We start from the raw sequence: 22,519 nt of genomic DNA on the forward strand, positions 1-22,519 counted from the left end.
TGGCCATGGCCACGCTCGATGTCCTGATCCTTACCCATAACGAAGAGCGGCATATCGCACGTGCATTGCAGTCCGTCGCCTCGTTCGCACAACAGGTCTACATCGTCGATTCGGGTTCAACCGACCGAACGGTGGAAATCGCCCGCTCTCTCGGTGCGGTCGTGCTGACCAATCCCTTCATCAATTATGCCAGGCAATTCCAGTGGGGTCTCGACAACGCCCCCATCACCGCCGACTGGATCATGCGCCTTGACGCCGACGAAGTGATCGAGGAACCGCTTGCCGCCGAAATTCGCGAACGGCTCGCGGGCCTCCCTTCGTCGGTGACCGGCATCAATCTCAAGCGCAAGCACATCTTCATGGGCCGCTGGGTCCGCCACGGCGGACGCTATCCGTTGGTCCTGCTTCGTATCTGGCGACGCGGCATGGGGCGGATCGAGGACCGCTGGATGGACGAGCACATCATCGTCGATCGCGGCGAGACGGTCACGTTCGACAATCCCTTTGCCGACGTCAATCTCAACGACCTGACGTTCTTCACGACGAAGCACAACGGCTATGCGACGCGCGAGGCAATCGACGCGCTCAACATCCGCTATCGCCTGTTCGCCTTCGAACACACTGTCAGCACTCGCAGCGCGTCGTTCCAGGCCGCGTCCAAACGGTTCATCAAGGAAAAGATCTACAATCGCCTGCCCTTCTGGGTCGGGCCGACAGGCTATTTCCTCTATCGCTACATCATCCAGCGCGGCTTTCTCGACGGCCAGAGCGGGTTGATCTATCACTTCCTGCAAGGGTTCTGGTACCGTTTCCTCGTCGCAGCGAAAGTCGTCGAATACGATCGCGAGTTGCGACCGTTGAAAACGCGCAAGGACCGCCTGCACAAGCTGGAAGAACTGACCGGCAAGAAATTGGGGAACGACTGATACCGATTTGCGGTGAGCACCGTTCCCAGCAATCAGTATCAGTCAGCACGCGGCCGATCAGTGCTCCATCGAGACGAATGACTCGTGATCAGCCGTGTTGCCCTCGACGTGAAAATCGCTCGATTCCTCGACAACGATAGAGCGATTGTCGAGTGCCGGAACGCCGAACGGATGACGTCCGGTCGCCGTCAGAGTGTTCCCCGCGATTGTGACGTCCTGCGCCTGCGACACGAAAATGCCCGGCCCCGGCACATTCTGCACAGTGTTGCCGGTGATCGCGATATGGCGAGCCAGCACATTTCCGGGCATGAAGTCATTCCCCCGGAAATCGGTCCGGCGGCCGAAATAGACCGCGATCGCGGCAGGCAGCGCAACCGAACGGCCCTCCGGCGCGAACCAGTGCAGGCACACATCACGAATGACATTGTCGCGAATGATAAGATTGCTGACCGCGGCGCCTTCCGGATTGCCGGTCACATTGTCGTAAACCGCCTGGATCCCGCTTTCAGCGGTCCGCTCGATCCGGTTTCCGGCCACCAGCCCGTCCTGCCCGTGAACGACAATCCCGCGTTCCATGTTGTCATGGAAGTAATTGTTGCGGACGATGAAATTCGTGCTCCCGAAATCATGGACCCGCAACAGGAGCGGCACGCCCTGCGGCAAGGGCTGCGCAAGCCCACCAAGGGTCAGAGCATAGAACCCCGGTGTCGCGGCCGGCGCCACCGACGTGATCGCGATATCCGTGGCCAGCAGGGCATTGCCTTTCGCGGCGTAGATATCGACCTTCCCTCCGGCACGGAAATAGGTGCCGACAGCCCCGCCCTTGGCGGTCACGCTATCGGCGCCGGTCACTTGCGCCGGACGCAGCGACGCGACGATATTCAGACCGTCATCGGCCTGATTGGCGACTTCGTTGTTCTCGATAACGACACCGCCGCCCGCAGAATTGATGTCAATCCCATCGGAAAGCGTGGAAATCAGGCGCGGAGCTTCACCGGGGCGTAGCAACGCATCAGGCTTTCGCACGATATGGTTTCCGGCGATGCGGATACCCGGCCCGCCGTTGATGACAACGATCCCCGCTCCGGGCGAAGACCAGATCGTTACATTCTCGATTCTCACGTCGGTGGCGACCCCATCGATCAGGATCGCGGCAAAAGCATTGTCACGGGCCGTGGCCAGAAAGTTTCCCGGTTCGGCCGGAAACGGATCGAACCTCTGACTGGGGCCCAGCGCATAAGTCTGCCGCCCGGTGTAGCGGAAGCAATCGGCCGCCGATGCTCCGGCAGCAGGCGGCGCGCAAACATAGGGCCGTCGCCCGCCGTTGTACCAGCGCCTCCAAACGACCGATTCCGCAGGCCCCATCTCGCGCGAGGGATAATAGGTGCGGGTTCCGACCTTGAAGGGAAACACGGCCCGGATCGGCAAGGTTGCCCCCGAATCGATCGGATAGCGCGGATCGACGTGCAACTGCTGGGTTCCGCCCGCCCCATCGGCGGACACGGTCACAGGCACCGCCAGCGTTTCGTCCCAATCCATGGTCAGATTGCGAACGACTACGCCTTGCCCGCCAGTGACATGAATGCCCGAGCGCGGATGGATCCCCGCAAGCGGCGCGTCAGCCCGCCCCACGTAGGAGAACAGGAGCAAGGCCCCGTGCCCGTCGACCACCACGTGGGACAACTCGCGCATATCGATGATGCCGCCATTGTTGGGGAAGCCGGGCGGTGGATAGAGGTGATAGGTCCCGGCCGGAATGTCGAGCCGCCCTGCTGCGGTCCGCCGCACTTTGTCGATGGCGGTGCGAAAACGAAAATAATCGAAATAGAGATCACTGCGCCCGGCCTTCGCCGCGCTGTCGCGCGCAGCGGCAACCACATCGGCATCGTCGAGCGTGACGACAGGCCCCACGGGGGCGGGCTCTGCAACCAGAGCCTCCAGAGCCCGATTGTGCGAAGTTATGACATTCTCTCGGGCCTGCAACGAAGGCGGCAGCACTTCGTCGCCGAGACGGGCATCCGCCGGCGATCCGAAAGATGGCCCGCAATGCGTTGGCCCCACACCCTGGAAAACAGCCAGCAACAACGCCGGAAGGCCGATGGAGCGCAAACGTCGCTCATTCGCCATGTCATATTCTCCTGCTGATGAGACGCCCGTCAGAGCGGTATTCCGGCGCCGATGGCCAAACGCTGAACCCCAACGCTGAAACAGTGCCCGTTGGTACCGAATGTTCCTCCCCCCGCCTTGGGCCAGCGCATGAATTTTAGGTAAGGTTGGCCCCGGTTTCATTCCCGCGGCCGGTTTCATGCCCTCGAAAGGCCCAGCGCCTGGCGCACGCCCTCAACCGTTTCGCGAAGGCTCCAGCGAGAGATCCGGTTCAGACTGGCCTGAGCCATCGAGGCTCGCAAACCTGCATCCGCAACCAGCGGCTCGATCGCCCGGCGAATGCTGTCAAGATCGCGCGCCTGGGTAAGGTAGCCGTTGACGCCCGGCTCGACCAAATCGGGCGCGCATCCACTGTCATCGCCGACAATGACCGGCAATCCGGCGGCCATGGCCTCGTTGACGATCAGCCCCCACGGCTCTCCGGTCGAAGGAAACACGAAAACGTCGGCAGCGCCCAGCAGCGGGGGCATTTCCGCCTGATTGACGAAACCGGTAAAATGGATCGAGAGCTCGGGATATTCCGCAGCGATGGCGCGCAATTCCTCGTCCATCTCGCCCGATCCGGCCATGACGAGATGAAGTCGATGCCCCGCGCGGGCGAGCTCTCCCGCAGCACGGATGGTGAGGTCGGGCTGCTTGCGTCGCACGAATTTCGACGCGAACAGCAGGATGGGACGATCATCCGGACATCCGAGCGAGTGCCGCAAAGCCGCGCAGGCATCGGCATCGAGGCGGCTGTCCCGATAGAAGCGATCGTTGTCGACCGTGAACGGCGCCAGGATCAGCTTGCGATCCGGCACCCCCCAATAGCGATAGAAATCGCGATTGCGCTGCCCGGAAACCAGCATGCGGTGGCAGGCAGCAAAGAACCCCTTCACGTAAAGCCGCTTGGGCAGTCGCTGGGGCTTGCCCGCGAGCAGCTCGGCATTGGAATCCGAGCGTACCAGCACTTTGGTACGACTCAGCAGCGCGCCTGCCAGCGCGAAGAGATTGCCCGCCTGCGCATAGCCGTTCAGCAGCACGGCATCGAAACGCCCCTGCAGGATCTTGCCGAACAGTTCCGGCACGACAGTCGCGGTGAAACGGTTGGGATTGATCGAGCGGTAATGCTTGCCGACGAATTCGTGGTCATAGCCCTCGAGAAGGTCGATGTTCCATTTGACCTCTCCACCGAAACCGGGATCGAAGCCACCCCGGATCGAAATGTCGCTCATGTAAAAGACCTTGAGCGCGATATCGGGATCGCGGGCAAGGCGCTGATAGAGCGGGACATAGTACTGGATCGGATGGCTGACCACGATCGCCAGCCGGACGGGTTTTGCCTTGCCGGTCATAAGCGCCTCCTCAACCGCGCGGACGCGGCTTGATCGGTTGGGCGGGATTGCCTCCGCAAATGGTCCAGGGATCGATGTCGCGGACCGCGACGGCCCGGGCGGCCAAAACTGCCCCGTCACCGATGGTCACCCCCGGCCCCACGAATGCGTCGGTCGCGATCCAGCACCCCGCGCCGACATGAATCGGGCGCAGTTCGAGCTGAAAGTGCTGATCGTTGTAATCGTGCCCGCTGGCGCAGAGGTAGGCCCCCTGGCTGACGATCGTTTCGGCGCCGATGGAAATACGCCCTTGGTTGTAGATGCGCACGCGCGGTCCGATCGTCGCACCCTCACCCAATTCGAGATTGACCGGATGCCAGATCGTCGCTGAACTGTAGATATTCGCGCCACGCCCCACTTTGGCCCCGAACGCGCGGAGCAGAAAGCGGCGCCAGCCGCGCGCCTGCGGCGGCGTCCAGGAAGCGAGCACCGCCCACGCGATCTGCCAGACGATCCGCTCGATCCGGTTCCGCAACGAAAAGCTCGGCCCGCCTTCCCGCGAGGCGGAACTTTCCGCATCCAGCGGCTTGTGCACGTCGCCCATCGCGTTCTCTCCCGTTGATGACTTATGCCCGAAACGCCGCCTACGCCCGAAATGCCGAGTGCATCCGGGCGGCATGCCCCGCCAGAAGCCGGGTCGGACGGCTGACCAGCGCAGTGACCGGAATGATCGCCAGATAGACCGCAAGCACCCCTGCCGCCGCCCCTGCCAATGCGAAATGCTGCGCTGCCGGATAAATGGCGGCAACACCACAGACGCAGAATCCGAGATACCAGTACGTCACCGAACGGTGGCGATTGACGGCCGAAATCGGCGTGAACAGGGTCGCCCACAACATTTCGGCAACGACACTCGCGACGACGACCGCGAAAAAGGGTTCGATAATGGAAACCTTGCCGTGGGTGAACAGGCGCATCAGCGGCACGTCGAGCACCATGATCCCCACGACATAAGCCGCCATGGCACCAAGACTGGCCATCACCTGCCCCCGGAACAGCTTGCGAAATCCGGGAAGGTCGTCCTTCCCCGCCAAGGCAGCATATTCGGTCACGAACGAATTGTTGAGCATGTTCGTCGCGGCCGTCCCAAGTCGCGCCAAAGTGCGGCTGGTCGAAAAGATCACGACGGCCGCCGGATCGAGCATGTGCCCGACGATCAGCACCGGTCCCTGGATCAACAGAGCCTGCGCGACCGGCATGAACATGTAGGCAAGAGCGGGATGGAACAACCGGCGGATTTCCGACATCCGCGCTTCGCTCCAGCCGAACGCCACCCATGGCGACAGACGCCGCATCCAGGCATAGCTGCCGATCAGGAAGACAATGCGATTGACCATCGCCGCCATCGCCGCCGCGATGAGGTCGCCACCGGACAAGGCGACCGCCGCGATCGCCAGCCCTTCGCACAAACGCGAGGTCGCGGCCCAGGTCGCCTCGGTCGCCGGACGGTTTTCCGCCCGTATCCCCCCGCAAATCAACGGGAAATACTGATAGAGCGCGACATTGGCGACCAATAGGGCAAAGACCACATGCGCCTTGGCATTGGGATAGCCGCGCAAGGACAACAGGCTGGACAGGTCAAGCAGCGTGGCCGGTCCCGCGATCAGCAGGAAAGCGAGCGGGATCGCCGCACTCAGCATCACGAAGACACTCTGGAACGTGCGTACGGCGGCCCGCTTGTTGCCCGCCGCCACGGCCATGACCATTTCGTTCTTGGCAATGAACGTGAAGCCGAAGTCGCTGAACGTCAGATAGAACGGCACCGCCGAGAGCAGCAGCCAGGTTCCGTAAAGCGTGGTTCCCCAAGCCTTGATCAGGATCGGCACGAGCGCCAATTGGACAAGAATCGTCGAAGCCTGCGCATAGACTTGCGCCACGATCGACCTGGCAAAGCGTTTACGCGCAGACATGGATATGACTTCCCGGTCCTGTGTGGCCCCGAACGGCAAACCGGATACCTGCCCCGGTCCCGATGCCATTTCGCGAATGCGATGCCGCAAGTGCAGCACGGTTGCTAAGGGGTCCTCCTAAGCAAGGCAACAGTCAAAACGGACTTAACTATAAACTGTCGTTGTTGCCTCCAGTCCTGCGCACCTCGCTTGCATGTCCAGCCAAGGCAGGGCAATGGCCATGAGCAATGATCGCGGTCGAAATGAACCGGAAAGGATCCGCCGCGAAGGAAAGGGACATCGATGGCTGACCTGACGATCGAACCGATCGCGACCGCGCGCGAACGCAAGGAATTCGTCGACCTTGCCTATCGCATCAATGCCGGAGACCCGAACTGGGTTCCGCCACTGCGCATGGAAGCGATGGAGCTCGTCACCCCTGGCAAGAACCCGTTCTTCGAACATGCCGATGTGCAGTTCTTCCTCGCTCGAAGCGGCGGCCGCACGGTCGGGCGCATCTCGGCCCATATCGATCGCCTGGCCGTGGCGATGGACCCGGTTCAGGGCATGGGGCCCGGCACCGGCAACTGGGGCCTGCTCGAAGCCGAAGATGAAACCATTGCCCGCGCCCTGATCGCGCGCGCCGAGGAATGGCTGCGGGCCAAGGGCATGACCCGCGTGCTCGCGCCGCTGTCGATGTCGATCTGGGAAGAACCGGGCCAGTTGACGCTCGGGTTCGATCATCCGCCGACCGTGATGATGGGGCACCAGCCGGAACGCTACAACACTTATATCAAGGCGCTCGGCTATACCCCCGCCAAGGCGCTGCGCACGTACGAACTGGATATTTCCAAGCAGTTCCCGCCGCTGATCCAGCGCATCGTGCAGTCGGGTGAAAAGAACCCCAAGATCCGCATTCGCGGGATCAACAAAGCCGACTTCAATGCCGAAGCGGCGCTGATCCTCGGCATTCTCAACGATGCCTGGTCGGACAACTGGGGCTTTGTCCCCTTCACCGACACCGAAATCGCCTATGCGAGCAAGAAACTCAAGCCGATCGTCCGCGAAGACCTGATCATGATCGCCGAATACGAAAGCGAACCGGTCGCGTTCATGATGACGCTGCCCGACCTCAACGAAGTCATCAAACCGATGAACGGGAAACTGTTTCCGTTCAATTTCATCAAGCTGCTGCGCTGGCTCAACAAGCCGCGCGTGCGCACCATGCGCGTGCCGCTGATGGGCGTGCGCAAGAAGCTGCAGTCCTCGCGCCTTGCCAGCCAGCTGGCCTTCATGATGATCGAATATATCCGCCGCAACTCGGTCGCCAATTACGGCGCCAGTCGAGGCGAGATCGGATGGATTCTCGACGACAACCAGGGCATGATCGCCATTGCCGACGCCATCGACAGCCATGTGAACAAGGAATACGTGATCTACGAAAGGGCCTTGTGACAATGCCGGGCGGCAGGACGGATCGCATATCCGATCATTCCGCCCCCGTCCTTTTTCGACATGCGCGAGCGGCAGCCTTGATTGGTTGCCGCACAAGCCGCAGATAGCCTCGCATGAGCGAGCCCCGGACAAGCGAGGACTGCGAACAGGGCGCATTCATCCCTGTCAGCCTGATCGAAAGCGATGCTGCACTGCGGCGCCAGCAGGTTCGCCTGCAATCGACGATCGTCCTCCTGCTGCTCGCCGGCCTGCTCATGGCCCTGCCTTTCGTCCTGTCGCTTGGCGCGGTGGTGTTTCAGCCGCCGATGACCGCACTCGTACTCTCGATCGTGCTGTCGCCGCTCGCCGATCGCCTGACGCACATCGGCGTGCCCAACATGCTGGCTTCGATCGTTGCCATTCTGGTCATGGTCGCGGTGATCGGGATCTCGCTGCTGCTGATCCTGCAACCGGCCTTCGTCATGGTCGATTCGGTTCCGGCCATGGCGCGCGTAGTTGCCCACCGCTTTGCCGAAGTGCGCGAGAACCTGGCCTGGGTCAACGAAGTCGACCGTCAGATCTCGCGCGTGACCGGATCGTTCAGCAATGCCTCCCCCCGCCCGGTAACGCTGGCCGAACCGACCGTCATCGAACGCCTTGCCATCGCCACGCCCAGCGTCGTGCTGCAGGCGATGGTCACGATCCTGATGACGTTTTTCATGATCGCCTCGCGGATGCGGATGCGACGGCGGCTCTTGCGCGAACGGGCGAACTATTCCTCGTCGGTGCGCATGGCCCGCGTGATGCGCGACGTGCAGGATCGCGTGGCAAGTTACATCCTGACCGTGGCGCAGATCAATCTGGCGCTGGGCCTCATCGTCTTCATCGGCGCTTCGTGGTGGGGCCTTGCCGCGCCGATCATGTGGGGAGGCCTTGCCTTCGCGCTCAATTTCCTGCCCTACATGGGCCCGTTGACGATGTTCTTCCTGCTCGGGCTGGTGGGGCTGGGCACCGCCAATACGGTGGTGCTGGGGCTGGTCCCGGCGCTCGCGTTCCTGGCGCTCCACGCGATCGAGGCCAATCTCGTCACGCCATCGATCCTGGGTGCACGGTTCACGCTCAACCCGGTGTCGATCCTGATCTCGTTCAGTTTCTTTACGTGGGTCTGGGGCGTTCTGGGCGCCCTGTTGTCGATGCCGATCCTCTTGACGCTGTCGTCGCTGATCGATCACCTCGGACGGCCGAACCTGTTCGGCTTCCTGTTCGGCGAACCGCTGTTCCAGCCCGGTCGCCTGTCCGATCCCGCGCGCAACGATCACCATGCGCCATCGGCCCATTCCGACCCGGCCCACTCCGACGAAGCCTTCTCCCCCGAATGAGCAATTCCCGTGCGGCAATTCCCGTGCGACAGGCCTGATGCCCGCCGCACGAGATTTGTCCGATCAGGCCGCCGGATAGCTCCAGAGCGTGCCGCGCGCGAAGTTTTCGCCCGCGAAAGCCCAGTTGATGTGGCCTTCGACGATCTGCTTCAGATAGTCAGGGCGCACGTTCTTGTGGTCGAGGTAGTAGGCGTGTTCCCACAGGTCGATCACGAGCAGCGGGTTGCCCGAGAGTTCGGCATAGCTCGCCGCGTCGTGAGTCTGTTCGACCGACAGCTTGCCGTCCTTGGCAACCAGCCAGACCCAGCCCGAAGCGAAGTGCCCGGTACCCTGCGCGACCAGCTCGGCCTTGAGCGCGTCGAGCGAACCGAACGAGGCGTCGATGGCAGCAGCCAGTTCGCCTTCGGGAGCCGTGGCCGAAGCACTCAGGCTGTACCAGTAGAAACCGTGGTTCCAGGTCTGCGCGCTGTTGTTGAACAGGCCCTTGTTGCCGGTCGCAATGGCGGCCGCGACGATGTCTTCGAGGCTCTTGTCGGCAAGTTCGGTGCCTTCGATCGCGGTGTTGGTGCGATCGACATAAGTGCGGTGATGCTTGCCGTGGTGAGTCTGCACCGTGGTCGCCGAAATGGCGGGCGCCAGCGCGGTGTCTTCATAAGGCAGCGGGGAAAGGATGATAGCCATGTTCGCTCCGTTGGGATGTGGCGGTTGGACGGTTGCGATTTGGCGTCGCCATTGAAACGACGCCCACCGGCCGTACTCCTTGTCTCTGGGTTTTCCAGTCAGTTTTTTCAATCAAGCTGATCGCATGATTGCTTGATTGTTCAATCGGCGGCTTTGCGATCGACGGCTGCGGTCACGGCAACGTCGAATGTGACATTGCCCAGCGTCCGCATCAGATCGGGAACAATCTCCACCGCGACCAGCAGGGCGAGCGGCGCCACCGGCACGCCCATGGCCAACGCGATCGGCCCGACGGTCGCGACATAGCTGATCGTCCCGGGCAGGCTGACCGAACTGAGCGAGACGAGGACCGCCATCGCCCAGCCCGTCGCCATCGTGCCCAGCGACAGCGGCACGCCATACCAATGAGCGACATAGACGACGACAGCCAGGTTCATCGCAGGGCTCGTCGCGCGGAACAGCGCCACTGCCAGCGGCAGCACGAATTCGGCCGTCGTCACCCGCACGCCCAGCCGCTCGCAGGCACCCAGCATCGACGGCAGCGAAGCGAGCGAGGATTGCGTCGACAGGGCAAAGACCTGCACCGGGATCATCTCGCGCACGAAACGCCCCAGCGGCAGGCGCGAAATCAGCGCCGCGAAAGGATAGGCGGCAAGGAACACCACGCCGCCCGAAGCCGTGACCACGAAAATGTAATGAGCCAGCGCCCCGACGGCCGCAGGGCCGCTCTTGGCCGCGACCGTCAGGCTGAGCGCAAGCACGCCGATCGGCGCGAGCGCAAGAACCCAGCCGATCACGACCAGCATGGCCCCGGCCAGCGCGGCAAAGAAACCGGCCATGAGATCGCGCTGGACCGGATGGAGCCGGGTCGTCGCAAGCGCAAAGACGCTCATGAACAGGATCACCGGCAACATGTGATCGTTGGCGGCGGCATCGAACACATTCGTCGCCACGATCGACCGCAGGTAATCGACGATCCCAGGCAAGGTCGAGGGAACGGCTGCCCCCAGACTTGCCCGCAAGGCCGAGGCCGCGCTCGCCGGGATCGGCAACAGCGTCAGAAGCAGCGTCGGTACGGTCAGCGCAACCAGCGCGCCAAAGGCAAGGACGCCCAGAAACAGCCCCAGGCTCTGCCGCGCCATTCCTCCGGCACTGGCCGTATTGGCCGTCTGCACTACCCCGGTAAAGATCAGCGCCGCGACCAGCGGCAGGATCGTCGCCTGAAGCGCGCGCAGCCACAGGTCGCCGACCGGCCCTGCGACAGCCAGCACGCCCGGCATGACCTGTGGCGCGGCAAAAGCGAGGACGAGCCCTCCGCCCAGCCCCAAGCTGAGCGCGGCGAACGTCCAGCCCGCCGGGACTTGCGCAATTTCGGGCAGGATGAAGCCGGACGCTGCCCCGGTATCCGGTGCAACGGTATCCGGGGAAGCGGCATTTGGCGCGTTGCCTTCGGGACGTGTCTGGTTCATGCGCAAGTTACTTTAGTGGTGTAGGTGGCGCAGGCAATTGTCCCGCGCATCGGGCATCAACAACAATTTCGTTTTCGGCCGTCTCTGCGCGGCCGTTCCCTGGAGTCGACAAAGGGTCACAAGCATGGGGCGCAAGTATTTCGGCACCGACGGCATTCGCGGCCGTACCAACGCAGGCGTCATGACCGCCGCCACCGCCATGAAAGTCGGGCAGGCCGCCGGCACGTATTTCCAGCGCGGCGAACACCGCCATCGCGTGGTGATCGGCAAGGATACGCGTCTGTCGGGATACATGCTCGAAAACGCGATGACCGCCGGCTTTACAAGCGTGGGCATGGACGTCGTGCTGCTCGGCCCGATGCCGACGCCTGCGGTCGCCATGCTGACCCGCGAAATGCGGGCCGATGTCGGCGTGATGATCTCGGCCAGCCACAACCCGTTCGAAGACAACGGGATCAAGCTGTTCGGCCCTGACGGCTTCAAGCTCTCGGACGAGGACGAACTCGCGATCGAGGCCATGCTGGAGGAAGACCTGCCGCTGGCCGCAGCCGACGCGGTCGGCCGAGCCCGCCGCATCGAGGACGCGCGCGGCCGCTATATCCATGCGATCAAGGCGAGCCTGCCTCACGACGTCCGCCTCGACGGCCTGCGCATCGTGCTCGATTGTGCCAACGGCGCGGCCTACCAGGTGGCGCCCTCGGCTCTTTGGGAACTGGGCGCGGAAGTCATCGCCATCGGCGTCGAACCCAACGGCAAGAACATCAATCTGGGCGTGGGCTCGACTCATCTCGACGCGATCAAGGACAAGGTCCGCGAAGTGCGCGCCGACATCGGCATCGCGCTCGACGGCGACGCCGATCGCCTGATCGTGGTCGATGAAAAGGGCCATACCGTCGACGGGGACCAGATCATGGCCCTCATCGGCAGCCGCCTTGCCGCGCAAGGGCAGTTGCGCGGCGGCGGCGTCGTGGCAACGGTCATGTCCAACCTCGGCCTCGAACGTTTTCTCAACGCACGCGGGCTCGAGCTCGTCCGCGCGGCGGTGGGCGACCGCCACGTGCTCGAAAAGATGCGCGCGGGCGGCTACAATGTCGGCGGCGAGCAGTCGGGCCACATGATCCTGACCGATCACGGGACCACCGGCGACGGCACCGTTGCCGCGCTTCAGGTTCTGGCCGCACTCGTTTCCAGCGGCAAACCGGCGAGCGAAGTGCTGCACCTGTTCGATCCCGTCCCGCAGCTTTTGCGCAACGTGCGTTTCACCGGGGGCAAGCCGCTCGAAAACGAGACCGTGCGCGAAGTCATTGCCGAGGCGGAAAGCGAACTTGCCGGAAAGGGTCGCCTGGTCATCCGCCCGTCGGGCACAGAACCGGTGATCCGCGTCATGGCCGAAGGCGACGATGCCGAGCAGGTTGCCGAAGTGGTCGAACGCATCTGCGCCGCCGTGCGCAAGGCCGTTTGAGGAAGGGGCAAGACCATGCTGGAAATGCGTCCCGATTGCGAACAGTGCGGCATCGATCTTCCGGCCGATGCTCCCGGCGCGTTCATCTGCTCGCTCGAATGCACCTTTTGCGCCGAATGTGCCGAGGATCTTGACGATCGCTGTCCCAATTGCGGCGGCGAACTGATGGACCGCCCCACGCGTGCCAAGGCGCTGCACGCGAAACATCCGCCATCGACGCAGAAGCACTTCAAGAAGTGATCGCGCGCGTCCTGTCGATCGCAGGGTCGGATTCGGGCGGCGGCGCCGGGATCCAGGCCGACATCAAGACGATCACCATGCTCGGCGGCCACGCCATGACCGCAGTGACCGCGCTGACGGCGCAGAACACCTGTGGCGTGACCAAGGTGACGCCAGTCGAACCGGACATGGTCGCGGCCCAGATCGACGCCTGCGCGCAGGACATCGGCATCGATGCGATCAAGATCGGCATGCTCGGCTCGCCCGCGATTGCCGCCGTTGTCGCCGACCGACTCGAACGGCTGGGCGTTCCGGTGGTTTTCGATCCGGTCATGATCGCCACCAGCGGCTCGGTCCTGGCCGATACAGCGACCATCGCGGCGTTCGAACGGTTGATGAAGATCGCGACGCTGACCACGCCCAATGTGCCCGAACTCGCGGCTCTGGGCGGCGACGCGGCTCTCGATGCGCTCGGCATCGCCTATCTTGCCAAGGGCGGCGACGCCGAAGGCGACGATGTCATCGACCGCCTGGTCATTCCCGGCGCGCAGGCACGGGTCTGGACCGCCCCACGCATCGTCACGCGCCACACGCACGGGACCGGCTGTACCCTCTCGAGCGCGATTGCCACGCGCCTTGGCGAAGGGGCCTCGCTCGAACGTGCGGTCGAGGACGCCCGCGCATTCGTCCGGGCCGCCTTGCTCGCGGCGCCGGGGCTGGGTCGCGGCCATGGTCCGCTGGGCCACGCCGCGATCCGGGATTTTCAGTCCCCGGTTTCCAACGCGTAGAAATCGGCGATCTTTTCCCAGCCTTCCTGCGCCGTCTCCACGCGGTGGAAGAGATCGAGATCATCGAACCCGATCAGGCCTTCCTCCGCAATCGCACGAAAATTGACGACCCGGTCCCAATAGTCGCTGCCGAAAAGCAGGATCGGGATCGGCTTCATCTTGCCGGTCTGGATCAGGGTCAGCAGTTCGAACAGTTCGTCGAACGTCCCGAAACCGCCGGGGAACACCGCCACCGCCCGTGCGCGCAGCAGGAAATGCATCTTGCGCAAGGCGAAATAGTGGAACTGGAACGACAGGTGCGGCGTGACGTAGGGATTGGGCTCCTGCTCATGCCGCAGCGTGATGTTGAGACCGATCGTTTCGGCGCCCGCATCGGTCGCTCCGCGATTGGCGGCCTCCATGATCGAGGGACCGCCGCCCGAGCAGACGACGAAGTGGCGCTGGCCTTCCTCGACGATATTGGCGCTGGCGGCCATGAACGCGAGACGGCGAGCTTCGTCATAGTGGCGGGCCTTGGCCGCCAGCCGTTCCGCCACCGCGCGCTTTTCGGACGTGTCTGCGCGCGCCAGCGTCTGTTCGACATGATCAGGGGACGGAATGCGCGCTGACCCGTACATCACCAGGGTCGAGGCGATCCCGGCTTCATCGAGCAGCATTTCGGGCTTGAGCAGTTCAAGCTGGAAACGGATCGGCCGCAATTCCTCGCGCAGGAGGAAATCGGTGTCGCGAAAGGCCAGCCGATAGGCCGGGTCCTGCTGCTGCGGCGAAGTTCTGGGGTGGCTCTCGACAAAGCCGACTTCCTGCTCGGCTTTGTAGAAACGGCGGTGCGAAAGGTTCGGATGCTCGTCGTTCGATGTCTGCGTCATTGCCGTCTTGTCGCCGGACACAGCCTCTTGCGCAAGGGAAACAAGGCGTTCGCCCGATACCCGATATCGATCACACGATCAGGAAATCGCTCGCCGTCAGATCGGGATGGAGGGCCGTACCGATCTGCCCGATTTTCACCGCTGCATTTCCCCCCGCCCCGTCGGCGTCGTAGTAGAGATAGCCGGTATGCGTGTCGTAAAGGACGTGCTGGTCGGCCGTCTTCGCGCTCGTAACCCCGCGTCCCGAGGCAAAGTCCGCGTCGGGAAGGGTTCCTGCGGTCAGCGCCGCGAAGACCTTGCTGTCGAGCACGATGTGATCCCCGTCGGCGTGGCGGAAATCGGCGATGGTGTTGAAATTGCCGTTGCCCGGCGCCGCAGAGAAGACGAACTTGTCGGCTCCTGCCCCGCCGTAAAGGACATTGCGTCCCGAGCCCCCGTCGAGCGTGTCGTTCCCGAATCCGCCGAACAGGCGATCGTTGCCGTTACCCCCGGAAAGAACATCAGCCCCCTTCCCCCCGTAGAGGAGATCGGCCCCGTTCCCACCATACAGGGTATCGACACCGGTCCCGCCATAAAGCCGGTCGTTGCCGATCCCCCCATAAAGAGTGTCCGTGCCGCCCATGCCGTAAAGCGTGTCGTTGCCCCCGGCCCCGGTCATCGTATTGGCAAGACCATTACCGTTGCCGATGTGCGTGGTGTCGGAGGTGAAGACGAGATCAGCCTGCTTCGCCTTGAGCGTGTAGATCGGCTTGTCCGTCTTGACTGGTGCGCTCATCCTGCCCCCCCGATCGTCCTGGCTCGCCCCGAAAAGGCGGGAGCAGCCCGGCCCCCCAGCGCAGGCCGCCCCCACCGCGTTTTCCCGACAAATGTGCGCAAAGGGTCCGTCGCGCGCCTGTTCGTCCGGCGGCTCGCTCATGACGGGAACTTGTTGCAGAAGCGCGACTCCGATGCTCGAAACCGAGCGCCGCCCGCAATCAGCGCAACTGCCGTTTTTCCAGTTTGCGGGCGAGCGTGCGGCGATGCATTCCCAGCCGTCGCGCGGTTTCGGAAATGTTGAAATCGCATTCGACCAGCGTGGCGTGGATATATTCCCATTCCAGCGTCTTGATCGAACTCTTCCGCCCCTCGACCGGGACCGAGGGATCGCCTTCGTCGCGAGCGAAGGCTTCCTCGATGTCGTCGGTATTGGCAGGCTTGGCCAGATAATGGGCTGCCCCCAGCTTGATCGCCTCGACTGCCGTCGCGATGCTGGCAAATCCGGTCAGGACAACGATCCGGGTCTCCGGGTCCTGCTCATTGAGCATCTGCACGCACGTCAGCCCCGAGGCCGTGCCGAGCTTGAGATCGACGACTGCATAGCGGAACTGCTCGGTCGCGAGCAGGGCCCCAAGCTCTTCCGGGCTGGTAACATGCCGGACGACATAGCCACGCCGCTCGAACGACCGGCGCAAGGTGCGCGCAAAGGCCGGGTCATCCTCGACGATGACCAGCCGGGGTTTTTCCTCGACCTCGCTCATCACGCCGCCTCGCGTGTGGTGGCAATGGACTTGAGCGGAATGACCAGCGTCACTTCCGCGCCGCCCTGATCGCGGTTGCGCACGTCGACGTGCCCCCCCAACTTGCGCACCACGTTGAAGACGAGGAAGAGGCCGAGCCCGCCGCCGGGCCGCCCCTTGGTCGAGGTATAGGGACGCCCGATCCGGGCCAGCATCTCTTCGGAAAAGCCCGGCCCTTCGTCGCGAAAGACCAGCCGCAGCCGCTTGTCCTCGATATCGGCCACGACTTCGACCCGGCGGGGCGAAACCTCGAGCGCGTTCTCGATCACGTTGCCGACCACTTGCCGCAAGGCGCGATCGGCAACGATGCGCAAATCCCGGTCGATGCGATTGACCAGACGCACCGCGCCGCCACTGCGCGCGGCCCATTCCGCCGCGAAGTCGCGCACGAAAGTGTCGAGGGTCGTCACTTCCAGATTTTCGCTGCGCGCCTCACCCGCCGACAGCAGGATGCCGCTGACGATCGACTTGCAGCGTTGCAGCTCGGTTTCCATCTCGTCGAGTTCTTCGATCAGGTCCGGCTGCGCCGCAATGGCGGGATGCTTGAACCAGTCGCGCACGATCACCGAAATCGTCGCGAGCGGGGTTCCCAGTTCATGGGCGGCGCCCGACGCGAGCAGGCCGATGCGCACGATATGATCCTCTTCGGCGGCGCGCTGGCGCAACTCGGCCAGCGCGGCATCGCTCTGGCGCCGGTTGCGGTCGATGGCAATGACGAAGAAAACCAGCAGCGCGGCAATCAGGAAAAAGCAGACATAGCTGCCCGCCAGATAGAGCCGCAGCGGATCGCGCACGAACTCCCCGGGCAGATCCATCGGTACGAACCGGAACGAGAGCGCCGTGACCGAGAGCACCGCAATCGCCGAGACGATCCAGCTCCAGTTCGGCGGCAGCAGAATGGCCCCGATCGCGATCTGGAGCAGGAACAGGAACGTGAAGGGATTGGTCGTGCCGCCACTGAGGTAGAGCTGCCAGGTCAGCGCCACGACATCGAGCATCAAGGCGCCGATGAGCTCGAAATAGCTGTAGCCCTCGCGCTCGCAGCCCATGACCATGGTGGCCACGTTGACCAGTCCGAGCAGAGCGGGAACAGCCACCAGTTGCGGCAGGGGCAGGCCGATTCGCAGGACTTGCGAGGCGTACCAGATCGTCACCAGCTGGCCGACAACCGCCATCCAGCGCAGCTGGATCAGCAGTTGCATGTTCCGCGCGCTGGCGGGAGGATAAGCCCTGTAGGCTGGCGAGGGATCGGGATCGGACGGCATTATCGCCGTCGCAATAGCACGATCGCCCCCCCTGCCGCCATCAGGCCCATGGTGAACCACGTCAGGGCATAGCCGAGGTGGTTGTTGGGGAAATTGATCACGGTAAGACCGGGCACCGGTTGCCCCTCGCCGCTCGGGACCGGAGTCTCGCCGCTGCTGTCGATGAACAGGCGGCTATCGACCGCAACGCCGCGCTTTTGGGCGATCGCGGCGATGTCGCGCGAATACCAGCGGTCCTGTTGCGGCAGGTTCGAGCGCAGGAACGTGCCGTGCGGCTCGCTCTGGCGCAGCAGGCCTTCGACCCGCACTTCACCGGTCGGGACCGTGCGCAGCGCCGCATCGAGCCTGGTGCCTTCGGGCATGAACCCGCGATTGATGTAAATGGTGCGCCCGTCGTTGCCGGTCATCGGCACGAGCAGCCAATAGCCCGTTCCCATCGTCGACGTGCCGGTCACGAGCGTGGTGCCCGAAAGCCGGTAGTGGCCGGTCATCGCAAGCCGATGGTAGGTCCAGTCGGCAAGCGCGCCATTGGGGAGGCGGGCAGGATCGAGCGGGGGAGCATGGATCGCGGCATCGACAGCGGCGATCAGGCGGGTCTTCCAGGCCAGACGGTAGACTTGCCACACGCCCAGCCCGGCGAAGACCACTGCAAGGACCAGCAGCAGCACTGCCGGTCCGACCGGCCGTGTGCCGGAATTGCCCGACGACACGGCCGACTGTGTCACGGCAGTTCGTTCATGTTGTGCGGCATGGGCATCATGTTGTGGTTGAGGTGATACATCACCCACGTGACGCCCGAGAGCACGATGAAGACGAGAATGCAGGTGAACACCAGCGCAAGGAGGTTCCAGCCCCCTTCCGACTTTGCATTCATGTGCAGGAAGTAGATCATGTGAACGATCACCTGCACACCGGCAAAACCGGCAATCACCAGCGTGGTCAGCGACTTGTCGCCAAGCGCGTCGGTCATCACCAGGTAGAAGGGGATGACCGTGAGGATGACCGCCAGCACGAAGCCGGTGGCGTAGTCCTTCACGGAAAAGTGCGGGACATCGGCGTGATGGGCGTCGTGCCCATGACCGTGCGAGTCGCTATGGACAGAGCTCATCGAAGAACACCCATCAGATAGACAAAGGTGAAGACGCCGACCCAGACGACGTCGAGGAAGTGCCAGAACATCGACAGGCACAGCAGGCGACGCTTGTTGGCTTCTTCGAGACCACGCTGGGAAAGCTGGACCAGCAGGACGCCGAGCCAGATCAGGCCGAACGTGACGTGCAGACCGTGCGTGCCGACCAGCGTGAAGAACGCCGAGAGGAACGCGCTGCGCTGCGGCGTCGCGCCTTCGTGGATCAGGTTCGAGAATTCATAAAGCTCGACCCCGAGGAAGGTGGCGCCGAACAGAGCCGTCACCACCAGCCAGAACTGAACCCCGCCGACGCGGCCCTTCTGCATTTCGATCATGGCAAAGCCATAGGTGATCGACGAGAACAGCAGCATCGAGGTGTTGAACGCCACCAGCGGCAGTTCGAACAGATCCTTGGGACCAGGCCCCGCCGCATAGTTGCCGCCAAGGACGGCGAACGCTGCGAAGAGCATGGCGAAGATGAGCAAGTCGCTCATCAGGTAGATCCAGAAGCCGAGCTGCGTGCTGCCGCCTTCGGGATGGTCGTGTTCGTTGAGGTCGTAATACTGTGCCGTCAGGCCGGCACCGTTCGCCCCGGAGAGATTGTACTGGCTCATGCCGAAGCTCCTTCGACCGCAGCGAGCTGGCGCGTACGTTCCTCTTCGATACGGGCAACCGTCTCGGCGGGGATGTGGTACGACCGGTCATAGTTGAAGGTATGCGCGATCGCGGTCAGCAGGATCGCGGCAAAGCTCGCGATGGCCAGCCACCAGATGTGCCAGATCATGGCAAATCCGAAGACCGTGCTGATACCCGCCAGGATCACACCGGCGCCCGTGTACTTGGGCATGTGGATCGGACGGAAACCGTCGACCGGACGAGCGACGCCCTTGGCCTTCATGTCGGTCCAGGTGTCGAGGTCATGGACGATCGGGGTGAAGGCGAAGTTGTAGGCAGGCGGCGGCGAGCTGGTCGACCATTCGAGCGTACGGCCACCCCACGGGTCGCCGGTTTCGTCGCGGAGCTGGTCGCGCTTGAGGATCGAGGTCGCATACTGAAGCAGCATGGCACCGATACCGGCAGCGATGAGCAACGCGCCGCAAGCGGCAACGATGAAGTAGGGCTGGAGGCTCGGATCGTCGAACACGCGCATACGGCGGGTCACGCCCATCAGGCCCATGATGTAGAGCGGGGTGAACGCGAGCCAGAAGCCCGGGACCCAGCACCAGAACGAGACCTTGCCCCAGAACGGATCGAGCTTGAAGCCGAACGCCTTGGGCCACCAGTAGTTGATCGCGGCGAACGTGCCGAACACCACGCCGCCGATGATGACGTTGTGGAAGTGGGCGATCAGGAACAGCGAGTTGTGGAGAACGAAGTCGGCCGGCGGAACCGCCAGCATGACGCCGGTCATACCACCGATCACGAAGGTCAGCATGAAAGCGACCGTCCACAGCATCGGCAGTTCAAAGCGAACGCGACCGCGATAGATCGTGAACAGCCAGTTGAACATCTTCGCGCCGGTCGGGATCGAGATCACCATGGTGGTGATGCCGAAGAAGCTGTTGACGCTCGCGCCCGAGCCCATGGTGAAGAAGTGGTGCAGCCACACGATGTAGCTGAGGATGGTGATGGCGACGGTCGCATAGACCATCGAGGTGTAACCGAAGAGCGGCTTGCCGCTGAAGGTCGCGGTGATTTCCGAGAACACGCCGAAGATCGGCAGGATCAGGATGTAGACTTCCGGGTGACCCCAGATCCAGATGAGGTTGACGTACATCATCGGGCTGCCACCAAAGTCATTGGTGAAGAAGTTGGTCCCGACGTAACGGTCAAGGCTGAGCAGGGCGAGAACGGCGGTAAGAACCGGGAACGAGGCGATGATCAGCACGTTGGTGCAAAGCGCGGTCCAGGTGAAGACCGGCATGCGCATCATGGTCATGCCCGGCGCGCGCATCTTGATGATCGTGGCGAGCAGGTTGATCCCCGAAAGGGTCGTGCCCACGCCCGCGATCTGCAGCGCCCAGATATAATAGTCGACGCCGACGCCCGGGCTGTAAGCCAGGCCCGACAGCGGCGGATAGGACAGCCAGCCGGTCTGAGCGAATTCGCCGATGAACAGCGAAGCCATGATCAGAGCCGCGCCCGAGGCGGTCATCCAGAAGCTGAAGTTGTTGAGGAACGGGAACGACACGTCGCGCGCGCCGATCTGGAGCGGAACGACGAAGTTCATCAGACCGGTCACGAACGGCATCGCCACGAAGAAGATCATGATGACACCGTGCGCGGTGAACACCTGGTCATAGTGGTGGGCAGGGAAAATGCCCTCGTTACCGTTGAAGGCGATCGCCTGCTGCATGCGCATCATCAGCGCGTCGGCAAAGCCGCGCAGGAACATGACGAGACCCAGCACCATGTACATGATGCCGATCTTCTTGTGGTCGACGCTGGTGAACCATTCCTTCCAGAGATAGCCCCAGAGACGGAAATAGGTCAGCGCACCAAGCAGCGCGATGCCGCCGAGAGCGACCCCGGCGAAAGTGGCGACGATGATCGGTTCATGCAGAGGCAGCGAGTCGAGCGACAAGCGGCCTAGCAAGAACGACCAATGCTGGTCAGGTGTTGGCATGATTGGTGTCCGCTATTTCAGGAAAGGGGGGGACGAGCCGTGGTGACGAGCCCCAGGGTCTGGGACTTCGGACCCGACTTCGTCGGAGCGGCAAGCGAGGCAGGCACCGCGTCGCGCGCGACCGAAGCACGCAGCGGACGGTTGTCGGCGCAATAGGCGCGCACGAAGCGACGAACCGTCGCATCGGCCATGCCCGGAGCTGCCGTCGTGACCTGTTCGCGACCGAACTTGTCATAGGTCAGCGCCGCGACGTTGAGGACGCCGGCCTTGCCGGTGCCGCCACGCGCGTCGATCGCCGCCATTTCGCCGGTGCACAGCTTGCCCGGACGGACGCACATGTTGACCACCGCGTCGAAGAGGTCGGGCGCAACTGCGGCGTAGTGGATGACCGGAACGTGTTCGCTCGGCTTGTCGAGTTCGAGATAGGTCGCGCGGTCGAGGTTGCCGCCGTCCTTCTGCACCTGTCCTACCCAGGCGTTGAACGCATCAGGCGTCACGCTGCGGGTGGCAAAGTGCATGTAGCTGAAGCCCGAACCGCTGAAGTTGGCCGAGAAGCCCTTGAAGTTGCCGGTCTTGTTGAAGACCGCGTGCAGCTTCGTTTCCATGCCGGGCATCGCATAGATCTGACCGGCGAGCGCGGGAACGTAGAACGAGTTCATCACCGTCGAGGAGGTGATGCGGAAACGGACCGGACGGCCTTCGGGCAGGACCAGTTCGTTGACCGTGGCGATCTTCTGTTCGGGATAGATGAACAGCCACTTCCAGTCGAGCGCGACGACTTCGACGTCCATCGGCTTGGTGCCCGGCGCGACCGGCGTGTTGGCGTCGATGCGGTCGAGCGGACGATAGGGGTCGAGCTTGTGCGTGGTAAGCCACGTGATCGAACCGAGCGCGATGATGATCGCGAGCGGCGCCGACCAGATCACCAGTTCGAGCTTGGCCGAGTGGTGGAACTCCGGGTCATAGGTCGCGTTGGTGTTGCCCGAGCGGTACTTCCACGCGAACAGCACGGTCAAAAGCATGACCGGCACGATGATCAGCAACATCAGCGCGGTGGAGACGACCACAAGGTTCGCCTGTTGACGCGCGATATCGCCCGACGGGTTGAGAACGACCCAATCGCACCCCGACAGCAGGGCAGCGAGCGGGAGGACGAGAGCGCCGCGTGCAGCCTGTTTCAGGCGGCGGGACGCAGATGGATATTTCTCACGCATGGTCGCGCACCTACGCGCGACGAACCGTGCTTGCCATAGGACATTTTGTCCAAGTCATTGACTTTGGTCAAACATTG

At 63.2% G+C, this 22,519-nt stretch carries 21 protein-coding genes; 6 read left to right on the top strand and 15 right to left on the bottom strand.

From position 1 onward, the window contains the following. Positions 1-5 precede the first annotated feature (5 nt). Positions 6-926: a glycosyltransferase family 2 protein gene (locus Y88_RS17960; RefSeq protein WP_018075551.1), complete on the top strand. Its 921-nt coding sequence runs from the start codon at positions 6-8 to the stop codon at positions 924-926. A gap of 57 nt (positions 927-983) precedes the next feature. On the opposite strand, the gene Y88_RS17965 is transcribed toward Y88_RS17960, so the two are convergent. The 4 genes from Y88_RS17965 to Y88_RS17980 form a co-directional block, all read right to left on the bottom strand. Further along, complete coding sequence (locus Y88_RS17965; RefSeq protein ID WP_157132690.1) at positions 984-3,053, bottom strand: right-handed parallel beta-helix repeat-containing protein; 2,070 nt, start codon at positions 3,051-3,053, stop codon at positions 984-986. A gap of 176 nt (positions 3,054-3,229) precedes the next feature. Next, on the bottom strand, positions 3,230-4,426 hold the full coding sequence (locus tag Y88_RS17970) for a glycosyltransferase family 4 protein (RefSeq protein WP_008071843.1): 1,197 nt from the start codon (positions 4,424-4,426) through the stop codon (positions 3,230-3,232). Between the two features lie 10 nt (positions 4,427-4,436). Beyond that, positions 4,437-5,009, bottom strand: a complete 573-nt coding sequence (locus Y88_RS17975) for an LbetaH domain-containing protein (RefSeq protein ID WP_008071844.1) — start codon at positions 5,007-5,009, stop codon at positions 4,437-4,439. Between the two features lie 40 nt (positions 5,010-5,049). After that, complete coding sequence (locus Y88_RS17980) at positions 5,050-6,375, bottom strand: lipopolysaccharide biosynthesis protein (RefSeq protein ID WP_157132691.1); 1,326 nt, start codon at positions 6,373-6,375, stop codon at positions 5,050-5,052. A gap of 282 nt (positions 6,376-6,657) precedes the next feature. Between Y88_RS17980 and Y88_RS17985 the strand changes: the two genes are divergently transcribed. Both Y88_RS17985 and Y88_RS17990 read left to right on the top strand, forming a co-directional pair. After that, the gene (locus Y88_RS17985; RefSeq protein WP_008071847.1) at positions 6,658-7,809 is read left to right on the top strand and encodes a GNAT family N-acetyltransferase; all 1,152 of its coding nucleotides are present in this window, start codon (positions 6,658-6,660) and stop codon (positions 7,807-7,809) included. A 113-nt stretch (positions 7,810-7,922) separates the two neighbouring features. Further along, complete coding sequence (locus Y88_RS17990) at positions 7,923-9,167, top strand: AI-2E family transporter (RefSeq protein ID WP_008071849.1); 1,245 nt, start codon at positions 7,923-7,925, stop codon at positions 9,165-9,167. A 63-nt stretch (positions 9,168-9,230) separates the two neighbouring features. On the opposite strand, the gene Y88_RS17995 is transcribed toward Y88_RS17990, so the two are convergent. After that, positions 9,231-9,848: a superoxide dismutase gene (locus Y88_RS17995; protein ID WP_008071851.1), complete on the bottom strand. Its 618-nt coding sequence runs from the start codon at positions 9,846-9,848 to the stop codon at positions 9,231-9,233. 140 nt (positions 9,849-9,988) lie between these two features. Continuing rightward, positions 9,989-11,317 carry a dicarboxylate/amino acid:cation symporter gene (locus Y88_RS18000; protein ID WP_008071853.1) on the bottom strand — a complete coding sequence of 443 codons (1,329 nt, stop codon included), beginning with the start codon at positions 11,315-11,317 and terminating at the stop codon, positions 9,989-9,991. 124 nt (positions 11,318-11,441) lie between these two features. Between Y88_RS18000 and glmM the strand changes: the two genes are divergently transcribed. The 3 genes from glmM to thiD are packed head-to-tail and all read left to right on the top strand — an operon-like array spanning position 11,442 to position 13,786. Beyond that, a complete protein-coding gene (gene glmM, locus Y88_RS18005; protein ID WP_008071856.1) occupies positions 11,442-12,779 on the top strand; it encodes a phosphoglucosamine mutase in 1,338 nt (445 codons plus the stop codon). Between the two features lie 15 nt (positions 12,780-12,794). After that, complete coding sequence (locus Y88_RS18010) at positions 12,795-13,019, top strand: DUF1272 domain-containing protein (RefSeq protein WP_008071857.1); 225 nt, start codon at positions 12,795-12,797, stop codon at positions 13,017-13,019. Beyond that, on the top strand, positions 13,016-13,786 hold the full coding sequence (gene thiD / locus Y88_RS18015) for a bifunctional hydroxymethylpyrimidine kinase/phosphomethylpyrimidine kinase (RefSeq protein ID WP_008071859.1): 771 nt from the start codon (positions 13,016-13,018) through the stop codon (positions 13,784-13,786). Before Y88_RS18010 ends, thiD begins: the two co-directional genes overlap by 4 nt. On the opposite strand, the gene Y88_RS18020 is transcribed toward thiD, so the two are convergent. The 9 genes from Y88_RS18020 to cyoA all read right to left on the bottom strand — a co-directional run bounded on the left by Y88_RS18020 (position 13,762) and on the right by cyoA (position 22,442). Then, a complete protein-coding gene (locus Y88_RS18020) occupies positions 13,762-14,652 on the bottom strand; it encodes an LOG family protein (RefSeq protein ID WP_026166879.1) in 891 nt (296 codons plus the stop codon). The genes thiD and Y88_RS18020 overlap by 25 nt on opposite strands. Positions 14,653-14,722: 70 nt before the next feature. Then, on the bottom strand, positions 14,723-15,427 hold the full coding sequence (locus Y88_RS18025) for a calcium-binding protein (RefSeq protein ID WP_008071862.1): 705 nt from the start codon (positions 15,425-15,427) through the stop codon (positions 14,723-14,725). A gap of 199 nt (positions 15,428-15,626) precedes the next feature. Beyond that, entirely contained in the window at positions 15,627-16,169 is a 543-nt protein-coding gene (locus Y88_RS18030; protein WP_018075548.1) for a response regulator transcription factor, read from the bottom strand. Continuing rightward, positions 16,169-17,410, bottom strand: a complete 1,242-nt coding sequence (locus Y88_RS18035) for an ATP-binding protein (RefSeq protein ID WP_008071867.1) — start codon at positions 17,408-17,410, stop codon at positions 16,169-16,171. Before Y88_RS18035 ends, Y88_RS18030 begins: the two co-directional genes overlap by 1 nt. A 62-nt stretch (positions 17,411-17,472) precedes the next feature. Continuing rightward, positions 17,473-18,198 (bottom strand): SURF1 family protein, encoded by a 726-nt coding sequence (locus Y88_RS18040; protein WP_018075546.1) that lies wholly within the window; start codon positions 18,196-18,198, stop codon positions 17,473-17,475. Beyond that, positions 18,195-18,581 (bottom strand): cytochrome o ubiquinol oxidase subunit IV, encoded by a 387-nt coding sequence (gene cyoD, locus Y88_RS18045; RefSeq protein ID WP_232281138.1) that lies wholly within the window; start codon positions 18,579-18,581, stop codon positions 18,195-18,197. Before cyoD ends, Y88_RS18040 begins: the two co-directional genes overlap by 4 nt. Beyond that, positions 18,578-19,216 (bottom strand): cytochrome o ubiquinol oxidase subunit III, encoded by a 639-nt coding sequence (gene cyoC, locus Y88_RS18050; protein WP_008071873.1) that lies wholly within the window; start codon positions 19,214-19,216, stop codon positions 18,578-18,580. The genes cyoD and cyoC overlap by 4 nt, the downstream gene beginning before the upstream one ends. Further along, positions 19,213-21,228: a cytochrome o ubiquinol oxidase subunit I gene (cyoB, locus tag Y88_RS18055; RefSeq protein WP_026166878.1), complete on the bottom strand. Its 2,016-nt coding sequence runs from the start codon at positions 21,226-21,228 to the stop codon at positions 19,213-19,215. Before cyoB ends, cyoC begins: the two co-directional genes overlap by 4 nt. Positions 21,229-21,245: 17 nt before the next feature. Then, positions 21,246-22,442 carry a ubiquinol oxidase subunit II gene (gene cyoA / locus Y88_RS18060; RefSeq protein ID WP_008071878.1) on the bottom strand — a complete coding sequence of 399 codons (1,197 nt, stop codon included), beginning with the start codon at positions 22,440-22,442 and terminating at the stop codon, positions 21,246-21,248. Positions 22,443-22,519: the final 77 nt, after the last annotated feature.

The organism is Novosphingobium nitrogenifigens DSM 19370 (genome assembly GCF_000192575.1).
Lineage (GTDB): Bacteria > Pseudomonadota > Alphaproteobacteria > Sphingomonadales > Sphingomonadaceae > Novosphingobium > Novosphingobium nitrogenifigens.